17 protein-coding genes and 1 pseudogene are annotated in these 17458 nt (G+C 31.6%); all 18 read right to left on the bottom strand.

Annotation, left to right across the window (positions count from 1 at the left end; genetic code table 11):
- Positions 1-6 precede the first annotated feature (6 nt).
- Positions 7-570 carry a GNAT family protein gene (locus DY109_RS04460; RefSeq protein WP_244916641.1) on the bottom strand — a complete coding sequence of 188 codons (564 nt, stop codon included), beginning with the start codon at positions 568-570 and terminating at the stop codon, positions 7-9.
- A gap of 91 nt (positions 571-661) precedes the next feature.
- Entirely contained in the window at positions 662-1096 is a 435-nt protein-coding gene (locus DY109_RS04465) for a hypothetical protein (protein ID WP_002957643.1), read from the bottom strand.
- Between the two features lie 73 nt (positions 1097-1169).
- Positions 1170-2642, bottom strand: coding sequence for a bacteriophage T4 gp5 trimerisation domain-containing protein (locus tag DY109_RS04470; RefSeq protein ID WP_115737788.1), 1473 nt, complete (start codon positions 2640-2642; stop codon positions 1170-1172).
- Positions 2639-3298: a hypothetical protein gene (locus tag DY109_RS04475; RefSeq protein ID WP_002957621.1), complete on the bottom strand. Its 660-nt coding sequence runs from the start codon at positions 3296-3298 to the stop codon at positions 2639-2641. The genes DY109_RS04470 and DY109_RS04475 overlap by 4 nt, the downstream gene beginning before the upstream one ends.
- The gene (locus DY109_RS11945) at positions 3295-5694 is read right to left on the bottom strand and encodes a hypothetical protein (RefSeq protein WP_244916642.1); all 2400 of its coding nucleotides are present in this window, start codon (positions 5692-5694) and stop codon (positions 3295-3297) included. The genes DY109_RS04475 and DY109_RS11945 overlap by 4 nt, the downstream gene beginning before the upstream one ends.
- On the bottom strand, positions 5694-6404 hold the full coding sequence (locus tag DY109_RS04485) for a hypothetical protein (RefSeq protein WP_181894616.1): 711 nt from the start codon (positions 6402-6404) through the stop codon (positions 5694-5696). The genes DY109_RS11945 and DY109_RS04485 overlap by 1 nt, the downstream gene beginning before the upstream one ends.
- Complete coding sequence (locus tag DY109_RS04490) at positions 6404-6847, bottom strand: hypothetical protein (RefSeq protein ID WP_115737789.1); 444 nt, start codon at positions 6845-6847, stop codon at positions 6404-6406. The genes DY109_RS04485 and DY109_RS04490 overlap by 1 nt, the downstream gene beginning before the upstream one ends.
- A complete protein-coding gene (locus DY109_RS04495; protein WP_115737790.1) occupies positions 6847-7026 on the bottom strand; it encodes a hypothetical protein in 180 nt (59 codons plus the stop codon). Before DY109_RS04495 ends, DY109_RS04490 begins: the two co-directional genes overlap by 1 nt.
- Positions 7008-7745, bottom strand: coding sequence for a hypothetical protein (locus DY109_RS11950; protein ID WP_244916643.1), 738 nt, complete (start codon positions 7743-7745; stop codon positions 7008-7010). Before DY109_RS11950 ends, DY109_RS04495 begins: the two co-directional genes overlap by 19 nt.
- A 4-nt stretch (positions 7746-7749) precedes the next feature.
- On the bottom strand, positions 7750-8340 hold the full coding sequence (locus DY109_RS04505) for a hypothetical protein (protein WP_002957709.1): 591 nt from the start codon (positions 8338-8340) through the stop codon (positions 7750-7752).
- Positions 8337-9668: a hypothetical protein gene (locus DY109_RS11955; protein WP_244916644.1), complete on the bottom strand. Its 1332-nt coding sequence runs from the start codon at positions 9666-9668 to the stop codon at positions 8337-8339. Before DY109_RS11955 ends, DY109_RS04505 begins: the two co-directional genes overlap by 4 nt.
- A gap of 3 nt (positions 9669-9671) precedes the next feature.
- A complete protein-coding gene (locus DY109_RS04520; RefSeq protein WP_014667014.1) occupies positions 9672-10355 on the bottom strand; it encodes a hypothetical protein in 684 nt (227 codons plus the stop codon).
- Positions 10355-10816: a hypothetical protein gene (locus tag DY109_RS04525; RefSeq protein WP_244916645.1), complete on the bottom strand. Its 462-nt coding sequence runs from the start codon at positions 10814-10816 to the stop codon at positions 10355-10357. Before DY109_RS04525 ends, DY109_RS04520 begins: the two co-directional genes overlap by 1 nt.
- Positions 10817-10975: 159 nt before the next feature.
- Complete coding sequence (locus DY109_RS12535) at positions 10976-12394, bottom strand: bacteriophage T4 gp5 trimerisation domain-containing protein (protein WP_425323548.1); 1419 nt, start codon at positions 12392-12394, stop codon at positions 10976-10978.
- Between the two features lie 369 nt (positions 12395-12763).
- Positions 12764-13936, bottom strand: a pseudogene (locus tag DY109_RS12540) (contractile injection system protein, VgrG/Pvc8 family); the annotation flags it as partial.
- 97 nt (positions 13937-14033) lie between these two features.
- Positions 14034-14444 (bottom strand): hypothetical protein, encoded by a 411-nt coding sequence (locus DY109_RS04535; protein ID WP_110511266.1) that lies wholly within the window; start codon positions 14442-14444, stop codon positions 14034-14036.
- 56 nt (positions 14445-14500) lie between these two features.
- The gene (locus tag DY109_RS11960; protein ID WP_244916646.1) at positions 14501-15778 is read right to left on the bottom strand and encodes a hypothetical protein; all 1278 of its coding nucleotides are present in this window, start codon (positions 15776-15778) and stop codon (positions 14501-14503) included.
- 34 nt (positions 15779-15812) lie between these two features.
- Complete coding sequence (locus DY109_RS12545; RefSeq protein ID WP_425323549.1) at positions 15813-17231, bottom strand: bacteriophage T4 gp5 trimerisation domain-containing protein; 1419 nt, start codon at positions 17229-17231, stop codon at positions 15813-15815.
- Between the last annotated feature and the right edge of the window lie 227 nt (positions 17232-17458).

The following is a 17458-nucleotide window of genomic DNA, read 5'->3' on the forward strand; positions in this document are numbered from 1 at the left end:
AAACTCCTACTTGTCACTTGAAGATTTGATAATTACAAGAGGTTTAATATCATTTGGCAAAGTCGTATCCTCTAAAACTTCAAGTTTAACATAATATTTTTTCCAAGTTTTTACATTTACTCTCATATTTGTTATATATTTTTGCTTGCTTCCTATGAAATACAAAGGAAACTCTATGATTTGTTCTTGTTTTGCTTTAGGATTTGCTAAAGGAATAAAAGTAATTTTAAATTTAAAGTATTGATTAGGGTGATAGGCTTTTAAGAGTTGCATTATTTTTTCTTTTCTCTCTGGTATCCAAAAATTAGGACTAAGATTAAGCTTGTTATTATATGGAGACTTTATAATCTCAAGTCTATTAAAAAAGTCTTTTGCATTTTGTATTGGCAATGTTTCTAAATCATTACTTTTTACATAATTTAAATTATCTGCATAGCCAAAAGAGATAAAAATATCTACATAAAGATTATCTCTCCATAAATCAAGTGGCATTCTAAATTTTTTTTCATAAACATTGCCTTTTTGGGTAAAATCAAATTCATCTCTTAAATGTAAATAATCAACACTCAAAGGATTAAGCACCAAAGAATTAGCCCACAACTGCGCATAAGAACTAAACAACATAAACAAAACATATACTAATTTTGTTTTCATAGCGCAATTAACTCCTTTTATAACTCACAAACTTTTCATACCCATATTGTTCTTTTAATTCTTCTTTTTCCTCTATACTTAAAGCATTTCCACTATAAGCCCTAAAATAATCTATTGCCTTATTGCCATTGGTTATATAGATCTCTTTTCCATTGAAATATAATCTAAGTTTAGATAAAAGATTAAGAGAGATTGTATTATTTGCATCATTGTAATTATTTGTAGCTCTAACTACATTATTTTTCGCTTTTTTATAAAATCTTTCGTCAGAAACTTCAAATTCAAATTGATTGGTATTATTAGGAAAAGTAAAGATAACTTCTCCATTTTTATCTATGGTTTTAGAATTTCCCATAAAGGAGAGCGTTTTACCTTTTACTTTATCCAATAATTTCTTACTAGATATTTGTATATGGCATTGAAATTTGATTGTATTGCTCATTACTTATTCTTTATATATTAAATCATTAAAGAGTAAGCCAGAAGAAGTTTATCTATTCCCATTTCTTTACCTCTCACTCCGCCTTTATCTCCCCACCTTTAACTATAAGTCCTTTAGAATCTATGACTACTTCTACTCCACCAGCTTTAATAATAACACAATCTCCCTTAGCAGTAATAGAAGTGTCTCCTACTTGGTGAAGGATTTGATTTCCTGCTGTGGCAGTAAGATTACTCTTAGATTCCATATCAGTATTATCTGCAATAAAAGAAAGTTCTTTTTGCGTTTCAAACGAAGCAGATTCTTTGCCAAAGAATAAGATATTATTTTTAGCATTAAAATTCATTTGGGATTGGGTAGAGAGATTACATTCTCTCCCACTTTGTATATCTAAACTCCCTTGTATGATTTCTCTCTTATTCCCCCCTACATTCCTATTCTCATCTTGCTTAATACTTGTATTGAGGTTTGCTTGTATCTCTACACTCTTATCCTCTCCTACATACTCACTACTATCCTTAGCTACTCTAAGTTTATTACTTGCTCCTACATTTAAAGTATGACTTAATCCTACAATGGTATCTTTAGATAAAGCCACATTTGTATTATATTCTCCTCCAATACTTACAATCTTTGCTAAATCTATGGTTTGCGTATGAATCTTTTTAATCCTTTCATTATATGCTCCCTCTACTATGGAATCTTTATTATTCTGTATCTTTTGAGTGAAGTTATGTTTAATGAGTTCTTCATAATCTCTTTGTGCTTGAAGATAGATTTGTTCTTTCTCTTTTATATTAGAGAGCGTGATTTCATTTAATCCAGATTCTACTATAGAAGAGTTTGTATCCTCTGTCTCTTTTGTATTATTAAGAGTTCTTGCACTTAAACTTGTTTGATGAGCATTTAAAGGCAAAGGAGGCAAGGCAGGATTACTTTGGTTATACAGACTAGCACTGATATAAGGCTTATCTATATCCTCATCAAAGAAACTTACAATCACTTCATCTCCCACTCTTGGAGTATGATACAAACCTGAACTTATACTTGCAATAGGAGAGCTTACTCTAAGATAAGGAGAGTAATGATAAGAGTAGGCTTTCATTTGTGAATTGTTACTATCCACATCATTGTTTGTTGTATGATTTTCTTGTGAGTGTATATTCTCCTCTGTCTGTGTTGTATTGCTTAAAGTATCATTGGTTGTTTGTGTATGAGTGTTAGTATTTCCATTAATGTTTTGAAGAGTGCCTTGTGAATGGTTATTCTCTATATTTTTTCCTTGAACATTATTTTGTTCTTTCACTCTTGCATTATCTATAACCTCTTGAGAAGCAAAGCAATTTATTCGGACCTTTACTCTACCAAAGTTATCTGTATGAATAGTATTTCTTTCTCCATCTATATCCTCACTCTCTCCAATAACAACTCCTAAAGTGCTACTAGGAGCTTTAGGCTTACTCTTTAAAGAGGGAGTATAGCTAAAGGTAATAGGTAAAAGGGTGAGGGTATTACTATAAGAGTGAGATGTGTTTGAAGCACTCATCTATTAATCTTTCCTATCCACTTTATAATATTTCCTTTTGAATCTATTTCAACACTTAAGTCTTTGTATTTGTTATAAAATCTAGGGGCTAGGATTTCATTAAAGTATTTTGTGCCTTTGGGCGTAATATCCACCCACACATTATATCTGCTCCAACACTTAGGATTATCCCAAAAACTTTCTTTGGTAAGTTTTGCATCACATTTCACTTCCCACGCAAAATATCGTTCATTATTGATAAAGTTTTCCTTAAAATACTCCCAAGCTTCCTTGCAAGATTGCTTATAATTAGAGAGATTATAGAGAGAATCTATCGCCTCATCAAGACTTGAGCCAAACTCTATGTGTTGCTTTAAAAATGCCTCTTGTATAATATGCAAATATTCCTTTTCATAGTCATTTAGCCATTCACTCATCAATACTTCATCAACCTCGTGCCATTCATAAAGTAGCTGATTATAAAGACTAAATTCTATCAACTCCAAAACATCTGCCCTATTTGCATTGGGATAAGCGATGCGATATATATCCATAAGGCTTGTGTTTGTATTTCTTAAAGCCTTGTGATTACGCCAATCTCCAAAGAGACGATGAGTTTTAGAATCTATCATTTTATAATGCTTAATGCTAAAGTTTTGCATATAGGATTTTATCATTTTTCAAACCATTCTAAGATTTTGATTATAAATGTTCCATCTTCTTTTTTGATTTTAGTATATCGTATATGAATTTTATGAATCATATTGACTTGTTTGCCATTATGCGTAGTTTGAGTCCGAATATCAATAGTCGGTTTTCCTCCACTCATTCTTTGATTAGAATAAGTCCTATATTGCACGATAGTGTTTGTATAGTCTCTTAAGGCATACTCCTCTCTGACACCTTTTGCTTCTATCTTATCTGGCAATCTGTATGTTCCATGAGTAAATTCATCTTTTAGCTCTCTTAATTCTTTTAGACTACTAACCTCATAAATAGCCTCCTTATTTCTTGGTAAATTCAACTTTTTGACATTATGCAAAGTATCAAGTCTTTGTTCTATCTTTTTCCAAGTAATAGGCTCTTTTGGGGTATTGCTTCCAAATTTTGAAAATATTTTTAGTCCTCTCAAAATAGGGATAAACATAGCACTCATATCTTGCAGTGCAGGGTCGTCCATATGGTATGGAGTATAAAGAATCTGCAACATTTCACTATCATCATCTTTAGCTTTTATAATTATTTTGTCATAATAAGCTTCATTTACAAAATGTGTTGCATATTCAAACTCCACATCTATTCCCACATCTCTATTTGCTCTCCATAAATAAGCAAAGAATCTTATTTGCTTATTCTCCCATTCTTCTTTGAAAGGAATATTGACTATTTCCCCTTTAATATTTTCTAATTCTTTAAATCTCTTAGAATAAACCAGAGGTTGTGTCTTATTGACTTGCTTTAATGTTTGCTCTATCTCTTCATCTCTATCAAATACAATGTATCCCCATTTAGTTTTATGTTTATATCTTTGTATAGATTCTTTAAGAAGACTTTGTTCATCACCTTGTATATTTTTCTTGTGAGAATCTTTAAGAACATAATGGGCTTGAAGTGTGATAGATTCTATAAGATGATGTTCTAAAGGTGAATTAAAAGAATTGTGATTGTATTCTTGTGGTATATACTCTATGGCATTAACTTTAATATTGGGCTTTATATTGTCATTGAGAGTGATAGCTTTAGGAATGTTTTTCTCAAAGCTTAATCTTTGCTCTAAAAGTTCTCCTACTTGTTTATCCTTTGGTTGGATAGTTTTAGAAGGAGAGATTTTGATATGAAAGTCTTTTTGTTCTTCATCTAAACCATACCTATTTAATACAAAATACAAATCTGAATTAGTCATCTTAGAGCTGACATAAGCATTATGAAATTCTATAAAGCCATTTTCATCACTTTTAGCCCTATCTACAAAAGAATAAAAGTTTGGAGAATACACATAAATCTCTCTATTACTTAAAGCTTCTTTTTTATGATTAAAGCATTGGGCTTTGATGTGTATAGGGAGAGCATCTTTTGGAGTAGAGAGAGAAAGAGAAGAGTTTGTGGAATCTTTAGTGGAATAAGAGTGGGTAGGATAAGCAAGATAGTTTGGAAAAGTATGGAGAAGTGTATCTATATCAAGGGCATTAGAGTTTTTGTTTAAGAGAAGTTCTATAAGGGATTGGTAGTCTTTGGAGGATAAAGTAGGATTTGGCACTAATTCATATTCTAAAGGATTAGAATCAAACATAGAAAAGAAAGATTGGAGTTTGGATTCAAGGGAGTCTATGAGGGGTTTAAGAACATCATCAGCAAGGAAATTTATAAAGTCTTTGCCTGCTTGGGTGTTCATTAAAATACCTGCAGTTAGAGCAGAGATAGCACCAACAATAACAAAGGCAGGAATGGAAGTCATGCCTAATGCTGCAAGGACACCTTCTAATGCTAAACCAATAAGATAATTACCGAACAATTCTATCCCTACACTTACAGCAGTTTTCACCATATCCCTATTATTACTGCCATATCCATAAGTAGCAGATACAGAGATACCCTCTGCTTTAAAAAGATATTTTGCTATTTGATATTTACCTCCAGCAAGTTCTGTTATTTTTTCTGCTCCTTTTTCCACAGCTCCAAATATCCCACTTATTCCAGCCATTAAGGTATCTGTTACATTGCCTTTGTATTGAGAGTAATTTTGTATTACCTCTAAAATATCATGAAAACTATCATATTGCGTAATGATTTCAAAACTATTTTCATTTGTGATTTGTGCGGTTGTGGAATAGTTTGAATCTTGATAATGATAGATGATACCTAATTCCTTTTGTATATCAATACCTAAGCGATTTGCTAATAAGTTTGCAAGATAAGAATCTTTAGGATAAAGAATCTTTAGTTCATGAATAACCTCTTCTCTTTTGCCACTTTCTAATAATGCTTTTAATCTCTCATATTCTTTTTGGGGATAATCTGGGCCAGCATAGATAACAATTCTTGGCATTGTTAGTGTAGTAATATCTTGTGGCATTAGATATCCTTATACAATAAATGTTTGAATTTATCTTTAAGTTCTGAATCTGAAATTTCTATCCCTTGAGATTCTAAGGCTTCTTTGGTTTTTTGACGCATGAAAGTGATGATTTCTTTTATATCATCACGATACAACTCAGTCATGACTTTACAAAATATATAGCGTTTATAGTTTTTGTCTCTAAACCTAACAAGAGCCATATGTTTATAAGTAATACCAATTGAATGAATCATGAAAATATGAGTGGCTGTATCAAAATATGCAGGTGCTGAAAAATAGCTTAAAACTAATCCTACTTCTCCAAACCTAAAGAATCCTTTTTGCATCACAAACCAATGCCTATACTCAAAGCCTATGCCATTATTTGTAACATAGAATCGATTTTTTCGCATGTAAAAGAGACGATAAAAGCCCACTAGTGTAAAAAGAATACCAAGAATTGACAGCATTACAAACATCACCCCATCCATCTTGTTAGCCAATAAGAAATCCCTTATGCCCCCATAGATCATAATAACACCAAAAAAGAGCATCACATTAAACATAAAGCAATCCCATAAGCTTAGTTTATGTTTCACCTCATACACTATCTCATCACCATTGGAATCTAATCGCACTTCACCTTTGTTTGCAGAATCTAGCTTTGTAGATTCTATGTGCTTTGTTGTATTGTTAGATTCTCTATCGCTTTTTAGATTCTCACTCATTATGCTATCCTTTCTTTAGTTTTTCTTAATAATGTTGCCACAGCTCCAAATATCCCACTTATTCCAGCCATTAAGGTATCTGTTACATTGCCTTTGTATTGAGAGTAATTTTGTATTACCTCTAAAATATCATGAAAACTATCATATTGCGTAATGATTTCAAAACTATTTTCATTTGTGATTTGTGCGGTTGTGGAATAGTTTGAATCTTGATAATGATAGATGATACCTAATTCCTTTTGTATATCAATACCTAAGCGATTTGCTAATAAGTTTGCAAGATAAGAATCTTTAGGATAAAGAATCTTTAGTTCATGAATAACCTCTTCTCTTTTGCCACTTTCTAATAATGCTTTTAATCTCTCATATTCTTTTTGGGGATAATCTGGGTCAGCATAGATAACAATTCTTGGCATTGTTAGTGTAGTAATATCTTGTGGCATTAAATGTCCTTGTTTTTTATATAGCCTTTAATTTTTTCTTTGAGTTCAGAATCTGTGATGTGTATTCCCTTGGCTTCCAAAGCTTCTTTAGTTCTTTTGCGGATAAAAGTTATCAAATGTAATATATCCTGCATACTTGCACTTGGATAAATTGTGATTTTTATATAATCTTTTGGCAAGAAAAATAATCTTTTATTCTTAGTTTGTTAAATGGATAAATAATAAATATATCGCCACTACCACCATCAGTTGAACCAATATAGCCAAAAAATATATTTACTTCCCCAAACTCAAAGAATCTCTTTTGCATTCTAAACCAATGCCGATACTCAAAGCCTATGCCATTGTTTGTAACATAGAATCTATCTTGATTTTTATAAAAAAGCATTGTATAAGACCAATTTAAACACAATGTGCCAAACAATATAAACAAGAAAGATAAAAAATGATTTGTTTGTATGAAACCAAAATACATTAAGCACATACCAATAAACACTATGATTCCGCCATATACAAACCATTCCCAAAAATTCAATTGATGTTTCCTATCAAAAACAATTTCATTGAAATTTTTAGATTTTTTGATATTTTTAGATTCTATATTATTTGGGATAGGATTAGAATCTATTGTGCTTTGTTTAGTGTTATTATTTGTATGATTGCTTATAAGATCATCGCAGTTTATATAACACACTATTGCATTTACACTAGGAATACGATTGTATGTATCTTTAGAATCATAGAGTTTAAGATTGTTGTTTGGATTATTTACATTATAAGGAGCATTAGGATTAGATTCTATTATTCCAGCTTTTATACCAAATCCTTTATTGCTAGAGTTAGGTAAGCCTATTTTAATACCTGCTGTGTTGGGTTGGTTAGGATTGTTGGGATTCATAAGGTCATCTCCCAAGGGTAAGTAAAATTTTTTCATCTAAATTATAGTGATTAATACCTTGAGATTCTAAAGTTTTTTTAGTTTTTTGTTTAAAGATCTCAAGGAATTTATCTACATTTTCTGCCATTTTCTTGTCAAATAAAGGATAATAAAAATTACCTTTTATCTTTGCGTCAAACCAACCAAAAGGCAATTTTTGTTTTTTCATATCATAAAATATAAACACATAAAAAAGAGGAGGTCTAAATCTTACCACCAATCCATATTCTCCATAATGGAGATACATTGTCTTTTTGAAGAAAAACTGATAGGTTTGCACAATAAAATAATCATTATAGAGAACTATTTTACGTTGATTGTTGAAAATAACCTCATTCAGACAAAAAATAAATCCCCATATCATTAATACTGTAAATGGAAAAATAAGTATGGTAGCCCACTCTTTCTTGATAGCTTCAATCAACTCCATTAGAGAAGTCGTCATATATAAACTATATAATATACCAAAACTAAAAAGTATCACTATGATATTGATGAATTTGTGTAACACACCCATTTTAGATTTTATCTCAAAGATAGGTTGTATATTGTTCATTGTCCTGTCCTCCCATACCTATTTAATACAAAATACAAATCTGAATTAGTCATCTTAGAGCTGACATAAGCATTATGAAATTCTATAAAGCCATTTTCATCACTTTTAGCCCTATCTACAAAAGAATAAAAGTTTGGAGAATACACATAAATCTCTCTATTACTTAAAGCTTCTTTTTTATGATTAAAGCATTGGGCTTTGATGTGTATAGGGAGAGCATCTTTTGGAGTAGAGAGAGAAAGAGAAGAGTTTGTGGAATCTTTAGTGGAATAAGAGTGGGTAGGATAAGCAAGATAGTTTGGAAAAGTATGGAGAAGTGTATCTATATCAAGGGCATTAGAGTTTTTGTTTAAGAGAAGTTCTATAAGGGATTGGTAGTCTTTGGAGGATAAAGTAGGATTTGGCACTAATTCATATTCTAAAGGATTAGAATCAAACATAGAAAAGAAAGATTGGAGTTTGGGTTTTAGATTATCAATAAGAGGTTGTATGAGATGTTCGGCAATTGAATCAGTTACCCATTTGCCTACTTGAGTATTAAGAAATAATCCAATGCCTACTGCGGCAAGGGCAGAGATAGCAACAGCGGGCAAGACAGGTAAAGCTGCTATACTTAGCCCCATTGATGAAGCCATTAAGGATAAACCTATCTTTGTTGCAATATATGTCCCAGCTATTTCTGCTCCAAGAGTTACCCCAGCTTTTAATAAATCCTTACCATTATTGCCATAATTATAAGTTAAACTTACTGAAGCACCCTCTGTTTGAAATAATACACTAGCCAAGATTCTGCCTTTAGTTCCAAGTCCTTTAGTTGATTCTTTGAGTGATTTATCTACCCCATATTTCTCTGCTAATGTTGCCATTGAAGCAAACACTCCACTTAATCCACTCATTAGAGTATCTGCTATGTTACCTTGATATTCTAGCAAATTTGTATTAGATTCTATGACTAAAGTTGAAGTATTATCCTTATTGATAATTTCTTTAGCTGTAATGTTAGAATCTTCATAGGTAAAGGGTTGGTTTGTATTATTTTGGTGTGCAGATTCTGTGTTGGTCGTAGATTCTATATTGTTTTGTTTGTTTAATGTTGTGGCATTTTTTAAAAACTCTTCACAATCAATATTGCACATTATAACTTCTGCAAAAGGAATACGATTATATGTATCTTTAGAATCATAAAGTTTAAGATTATTATTTGGATTATAGGGAGCATTGGGGTTAGAATCTATCATGCCAGCCTTAACATCAAATCCTTTATTACTAGAGTTAGGTAAGCCTATTTTAATACCTGCTGTGTTGGATTCATTGCTATCGTGATTCATTGGTTATTCCTCAACAAAACAAATAAAAAGCGTGTTAAAGCTTATAAATTGAGTATCAATACCTTTAGATTCTAATGCTATTTTACTCTTTGTCCTTATAAAATCCCATATTTCATAAATTTTCCTATCATTCTTTAAGTAAAAATTTAGAAAATGTAAGCGATAAATATTTTTTCGCCTATACCAACCTTTTGCGTTAAATGGAGCAATAAACATTTCGTTGTGATTATATAAAACAAAAACTTGATATTCCCCTATGCTTACTTCTACTTCTCCAAATTTAAAAAATTTTTTTTGGATTCCAAATAGCTTTCTGCGCTCAAAACCTATACCGCTGTTTGTAACATAAAAGCGCACCATTCCAAATAAAATATTATAAATCTGATAAATAGTAAATCCAAAAAATATACTCCATAAAATTTTAACTAGCAATGTTGTAAAAATATCTGTAAATACCCCTATACACAAAAGAATTACACATAATGCAAGAATTATTATATGAGTAAATGTATTGAAAAAATAATATTTGGATTTTACCTCATACACAATCTCATCGCCCTTAGAATCTAACTTTATATTCTCTTGGTTTTTAGTGTCGTTGATTTCTTTAGATTCTGTGTTTGTAATAGATTCTCTTTTAGAAGCTAACTTCTTAGATTCTATATTGCTTTTTAGATTTTTGCTCATTAAACTATCTCCACTTTTAATAAATCCTTACCATTATTGCCATAATTATAAGTTAAACTTACTGAAGCACCCTCTGCTTGAAATATCCAATAAGCAATTCGTCCTTTCACTCCAAACTTTCTAACATTATTTTTGATATGTGAATCTAATTTCTCTGCTAATGTTGCCATTGCCCCAAACACTCCACTTATTCCACTCATTAGTGTATCAGTGGTATTACCTTGATATTCTAGCAAATTTGTATTAGATTCTATGACCAAAGTTGAAGTATTATCCTTATTGATAATCTCTTTAGCTGTAATGTTAGAATCTTCATAGGTAAAGGGTTGGATACTATTGCTTTGTGAAGTAGTAATGCTTATTGGAGATTTTGTATTTTCTTGAGTAGTAATATTAAAATCATCTTGCTTTATTGGTATTGAAGTATTTTGTAAAAACTCTTGACAATCAATATTACACATTATAACTTCTGCGAAAGGAATACGATTATATGTATCTTTAGAATCATAAAGTTTAATATTATTATTTGGAGCAAATAGAGTCCTATAATCTACCCCTCCCTTCTTATATGGCAATCCTTGCAGAAGCAATGGGTCAAAGTTGCTCTTAGCATCTTCCCCTCACTCCGCCTTCACCTCCCCACCTTTAACTATAAGTCCTTTAGAATCTATGACTACTTCTACTCCACCAGCTTTAATAATAACACAATCTCCCTTAGCAGTAATAGAAGTGTCTCCTACTTGGTGAATTATAGTGTTACCAGCATTAACACTATAATTGGTTTGAATCTCTGAATTTGAAGAATCAGCCTCAAGACTTAAATTTTCATTTGTTGTTAAACTCATTGCTTTAGAAGATTTTAATATCGTTTTTTCATTGCTTACGAGAGTATAGTTTTGTGTGGTATTTATATCCATATCTCCCTCTACATTTTGCATCAAAGATTTTTCTATATGTGTTTGCACTTCTCCTTTAATCTCTTCGTGTTTATCTCCCTTTATCTCTTCTTTTACACTTCCCCCTATCTCCACCTCCTTATCCTCTCCTACATACTCACTACTATCCTTAGCTACTCTAAGTTTATTACTTGCTCCTACATTTAAAGTATGACTTAATCCTACAATGGTATCTTTAGATAAAGCCACATTTGTATTATATTCTCCTCCAATACTTACAATCTTTGCTAAATCTATGGTTTGCGTATGAATCTTTTTAATCCTTTCATTATATGCTCCCTCTACTATGGAATCTTTATTATTCTGTATCTTTTGAGTGAAGTTATGTTTAATGAGTTCTTCATAATCTCTTTGTGCTTGAAGATAGATTTGTTCTTTCTCTTTTATATTAGAGAGCGTGATTTCATTTAATCCAGATTCTACTATAGAAGAGTTTGTATCCTCTGTCTCTTTTGTATTATTAAGAGTTCTTGCACTTAAACTTGTTTGATGAGCATTTAAAGGCAAAGGAGGCAAGGCAGGATTACTTTGGTTATACAGACTAGCACTGATATAAGGCTTATCTATATCCTCATCAAAGAAACTTACAATCACTTCATCTCCCACTCTTGGAGTATGATACAAACCTGAACTTATACTTGCAATAGGAGAGCTTACTCTAAGATAAGGAGAGTAATGATAAGAATAGGCTTTCGTTTGTGAATTGTTACTATCCACATCATTGTTTGTTGTATGATTTTCTTGTGAGTGTATATTCTCCTCTGTCTGTGTTGTATTGCTTAAAGTATCATTGGTTGTTTGTGTATGAGTGTTAGTATTTCCATTAATGTTTTGAAGAGTGCCTTGTGAATGGTTATTCTCTATATTTTTTCCTTGAACATTATTTTGTTCTTTCACTCTTGCATTATCTATAACCTCTTGAGAAGCAAAGCAATTTATTCGGACCTTTACTCTACCAAAGTTATCTGTATGAATAGTATTTCTTTCTCCATCTATATCCTCACTCTCTCCAATAACAACTCCTAAAGTGCTACTAGGAGCTTTAGGCTTACTCTTTAAAGAGGGAGTATAGCTAAAGGTAATAGGTAAAAGGGTGAGGGTATTACTATAAGAGTGAGATTTACCTAAAGAAGAAGGAGAAGAAAGAGATTCTAAAGCATTAGAAGTATTTTGAGTGAGGGGATTAAAGCTTTCATTCCCTTTGTTTATCTGCTCTGTATTCATTAAAGAAGTAACACTTTCTTTTAAATGTTTTGCATTCTCTTTTTTAATGGCATTATCATTAGAATTAAAGTTATTCTCTAATAAAGATTCATTAATAAGTTCTTGCTCCATTCCTATAATTATAAAATCTCTTAAACTCTCTTTGTTTTCTTTTAAACTTGAGGAGAAGTTTAAAGTAATACTTTCATTTAAAGCTAAATCATAGATATTACTCTGTGCATTGAGACTTTGTTCAATCACTCTTAATCTTTTTTCTTTTAAAGTAATGGGAGTTTTTAAATCACTGCTTTGAGTAAAGGAGGATTCATTGCTATAGTGATGCTCATTTATATGTAAAGAGTGTGTGAAATTATTCTGCTCTCCTTCTTGTAATAAGGAATCACTCTTTAGACTTAAACTTTCTAATGAAAAAGGATTGAGAGCATTCTGGCTACTTTGGCTAAAAGTATGAGCTCTTAAAGATTGAAGTTTAGAGACACTAGAGATACAAGGTTCATTTAAAGTGTTATTCACATTAGGATTAAAAGTAAGTTCTCTACTAGAGTGTCTTTGTGCGCTATCATAAAAGCATATACTCCCTCTCACATCACAAAAGTATATGCCATTATTATGGGCTAATCTTGTGATGAAGTCTAAATCACTCTCCTCATATTGAGAAATAAGTTCTAACTTTGGATAGTGTAAAGCAATCCCAGAGAAATCCAAAGGTTTGATTAAATCGTGTGTATAAAAGTTGAGTGTAGAATGTATGGCTTCTATAACACTCTTATTGGTATAGATTCTATTTGCTTTATTTAAAGACATTCTATAAAGAGAAGAGCAAAGAGTAAGCTTAAAGAAATGCTTATGATTTAAAGAGGGGGTAAGATTACCTCTATGAAACACATTTGCACTACTTTGAGTATTTAATCCTAGATACTCTACAAAGCAGAGTATGCCTTGATATTCTTTTATCCTCCCTAAAGAATCTAAAGATTCTTGAGAGTTTTTAGAATCTTTACTTGTTTGATTATGATGAGTGTCTTTGTTTTTATTCTTAGCACTCTTGATAGTATCTTTAAGAGATTCTAAAGTAGAGGGTAGGGCATTGTTTATAAAATCTAAAGTGTGAGAAGTAGAGTGTGATTGAGGATAGGGATTGCTGATTTTAAAGGTTGCTTGCTTGTTAATTAAAGCATTGGGGTGAAAGTTTAAAGTGCTCTCCTTATGTGGGAAAGAGTTAAAAGTGTTCCCTTGGTCTTTCCTTGAAGAGTTGAAAAAGTCTAAAGTAAAAGGATGCTCTTCTAAGCTTTCTATATATCCTTCACACTCAATTCTCCATAAGGATTCTAAACTCTCTTTAATATGGGCTTTAGTGATAGTAAAAGAGAGGGAATCTATACTCAGTTGTAGATAAGACATAAGGGTCCTTTAAAAGAGAAATACTACTAAGAATATTGGCTTTACTTTTAGGGAGAGGTAAGGCATAGATAATCCTTAGTAACCTTTTAGGTTTTGATTAATAGTGTTTGGGTTGCCAATCACTAGAAGTATCATCAGTAGATTCTATCTCACCTTTTTCTACAAGCATATTAAGCACATCGCAGAGGTCTTGCATAATTTTTTCTAGGGTTTCTCTTTTTAGACTGCTTGGATTGCCATTAACTTTTATCCTGCTTCTCCAAGTATCAGTTTCCCATATCCAAAAACAGGATAAATCATTGATAGTAAAATCCCAAATACTCACATCAGGACCAAAGAGATAATCTTCATTTAACACTACATTATAATGCTTGTATTGTGCCAATGCTTTAATACAAAAAGGACAAACATATTCTTCACAATAGAAATCATCTAAATAAAATTCAAAACGCCCCTCTATCTCCCGATAACCGCCCCAATAAGTAACCTTTCTTTTTTCTGTCTGCATTAATTCTCCTTTTTTAAGTTTAAATGGTTTGATAATATATTGCACTATTTGTCGTATCATTTTGGGCTTACCCCCAAGTTTTCATTTACACTGGGTCTTGACCTACTTGAAGCTTCAATAGTATAATTATATATATCCTCCATTTTTGTCAATCCCTTTTCTTTTTTTATATATTCTATCCATTCTTCCCAAGTTTTAATCTTTTCTTTATATTCTAGTCTCCCAGCTTCAGCCCTATCCCTCATAACATCTCTTGTATCTTTTTTAGCTTGATTACGAAAATTAAAACAAAATCTTGCCCTTTCTTCAAGTGTCAAGATTCTATTATTAAGCTCTTTAATTTTTGGTAATTGTGTATTGACATACCATTCTCTTGCGTCTTTATTATTTAAAGATTCTCTAGCTATGCCTTGCATTTCTCTACTTTCTTTTTTCACATACCTATTGCCCTGTATTTCTGATATAAATTTTGTGCCTTTTATTACCAGACCTCTGCCAATCGCTGCTCCAAACCCCACAATATACCCACTTACATCAACAAGCCCCTCCTCTTTGTATTCAATAGGTGCATAGATATGTAGCGTATTGCCCACCTTATGATTGGGATTCTCTATATAGGCATAAATCCTTATTGTTTGATTGAGCCATTCTTGTTTTAGATTTAATATTATTTCTTCTCCTTTAAGTTCATAGTCATCTTTGTTTTTAAGTATCTGAAATGCTACATTATCTTTTACAGGTTGGGATTCATTTGGATTGCCTATGATAATACCCCACTTCGTCTCTTTCTTTTGCTCTTTATAAGCTTGTTTTTGTTTATTGCTTTGTTTATCTTTGTTTGGGATAGTGTCTTGGTTATAGTAAGCTTTGAGATAAATTTGTAAATGATTGATTGCTTGTAGTGCTTCTTGTTCTGCAAATGTATTATTGTCTATATTGTATGTTCTTTTTGGTAGGCATATTGTATTTGCCCTATTATCCTCACAAGTATTTTGTATTTGTTCTCTTATTTCTACATATACATTGCTTACTAAAAGTTTCTCTTGATAGTGAAATTCTAAGGTATGATATTTTCCTCTATGTGCCTCTCTAATACAAAAAGAATCTGTTTTTGGTTTAGAGTGATAATGAGAATGTTGTATCTCTACTTTAAAAGCGTGGCAATCTTTAAGATTCTCTATATCATCTAAAATAACTTCCCCATTTGCACTCTCTTGATTATAGAGAATCTTATCACTTCTTCTTTCAATTATTTTTATAGTAGCATTGTGTATAGGATTATAATACACATCTCTTATTTGTATTTTTATAGGTTCAGAATTAAGCTTTGACATTACAATATCCTATTCATTCCTTTTTCCTTTCCCCTCACTCCGCTTTAATCTCCCCACCTTTAACTATAAGTCCTTTAGAATCTATGACTACTTCTACTCCACCAGCTTTAATAATGATAGAGTTGCCTTTTGCGACAATAGAGGTATCTTTAACTTGAATAGTCGCTTCAGTATTAGCATTAAGAGTATAATTAGAATCTGCTATCATTGTTACATTATCAGCAACCATTATAGCAGCAGTTTCAGATTCTAAACTTAAAGATTGTGGTGAGGATAGATGAATATTTTCATTGGAGTGGATAGCTATTTCGCCTTGTGTTTGGATATTAAGTTTTTGATTGATACTTATATCGCTATCTCCCTCCACCACCTCCCTCTTATTCCCCCCTACATTCCTATTCTCATCTTGCTTAATACTTGTATTGAGGTTTGCTTGTATCTCTACACTCTTATCCTCTCCTACATACTCACTACTATCCTTAGCTACTCTAAGTTTATTACTTGCTCCTACATTTAAAGTATGACTTAATCCTACAATGGTATCTTTAGATAAAGCCACATTTGTATTATATTCTCCTCCAATACTTACAATCTTTGCTAAATCTATGGTTTGCGTATGAATCTTTTTAATCCTTTCATTATATGCTCCCTCTACTATGGAATCTTTATTATTCTGTATCTTTTGAGTGAAGTTATGTTTAATGAGTTCTTCATAATCTCTTTGTGCTTGAAGATAGATTTGTTCTTTCTCTTTTATATTAGAGAGCGTGATTTCATTTAATCCAGATTCTACTATAGAAGAGTTTGTATCCTCTGTCTCTTTTGTATTATTAAGAGTTCTTGCACTTAAACTTGTTTGATGAGCATTTAAAGGCAAAGGAGGCAAGGCAGGATTACTTTGGTTATACAGACTAGCACTGATATAAGGCTTATCTATATCCTCATCAAAGAAACTTACAATCACTTCATCTCCCACTCTTGGAGTATGATACAAACCTGAACTTATACTTGCAATAGGAGAGCTTACTCTAAGATAAGGAGAGTAATGATAAGAGTAGGCTTTCATTTGTGAATTGTTACTATCCACATCATTGTTTGTTGTATGATTTTCTTGTGAGTGTATATTCTCCTCTGTCTGTGTTGTATTGCTTAAAGTATCATTGGTTGTTTGTGTATGAGTGTTAGTATTTCCATTAATGTTTTGAAGAGTGCCTTGTGAATGGTTATTCTCTATATTTTTTCCTTGAACATTATTTTGTTCTTTCACTCTTGCATTATCTATAACCTCTTGAGAAGCAAAGCAATTTATTCGGACCTTTACTCTACCAAAGTTATCTGTATGAATAGTATTTCTTTCTCCATCTATATCCTCACTCTCTCCAATAACAACTCCTAAAGTGCTACTAGGAGCTTTAGGCTTACTCTTTAAAGAGGGAGTATAGCTAAAGGTAATAGGTAAAAGGGTGAGGGTATTACTATAAGAGTGAGATTTACCTAAAGAAGAAGGAGAAGAAAGAGATTCTAAAGCATTAGAAGTATTTTGAGTGAGGGGATTAAAGCTTTCATTCCCTTTGTTTATCTGCTCTGTATTCATTAAAGAAGTAACACTTTCTTTTAAATGTTTTGCATTCTCTTTTTTAATGGCATTATCATTAGAATTAAAGTTATTCTCTAATAAAG

This window comes from Helicobacter fennelliae (assembly GCF_900451005.1).
Classification (GTDB): Bacteria; Campylobacterota; Campylobacteria; order Campylobacterales; family Helicobacteraceae; genus Helicobacter_B; species Helicobacter_B fennelliae.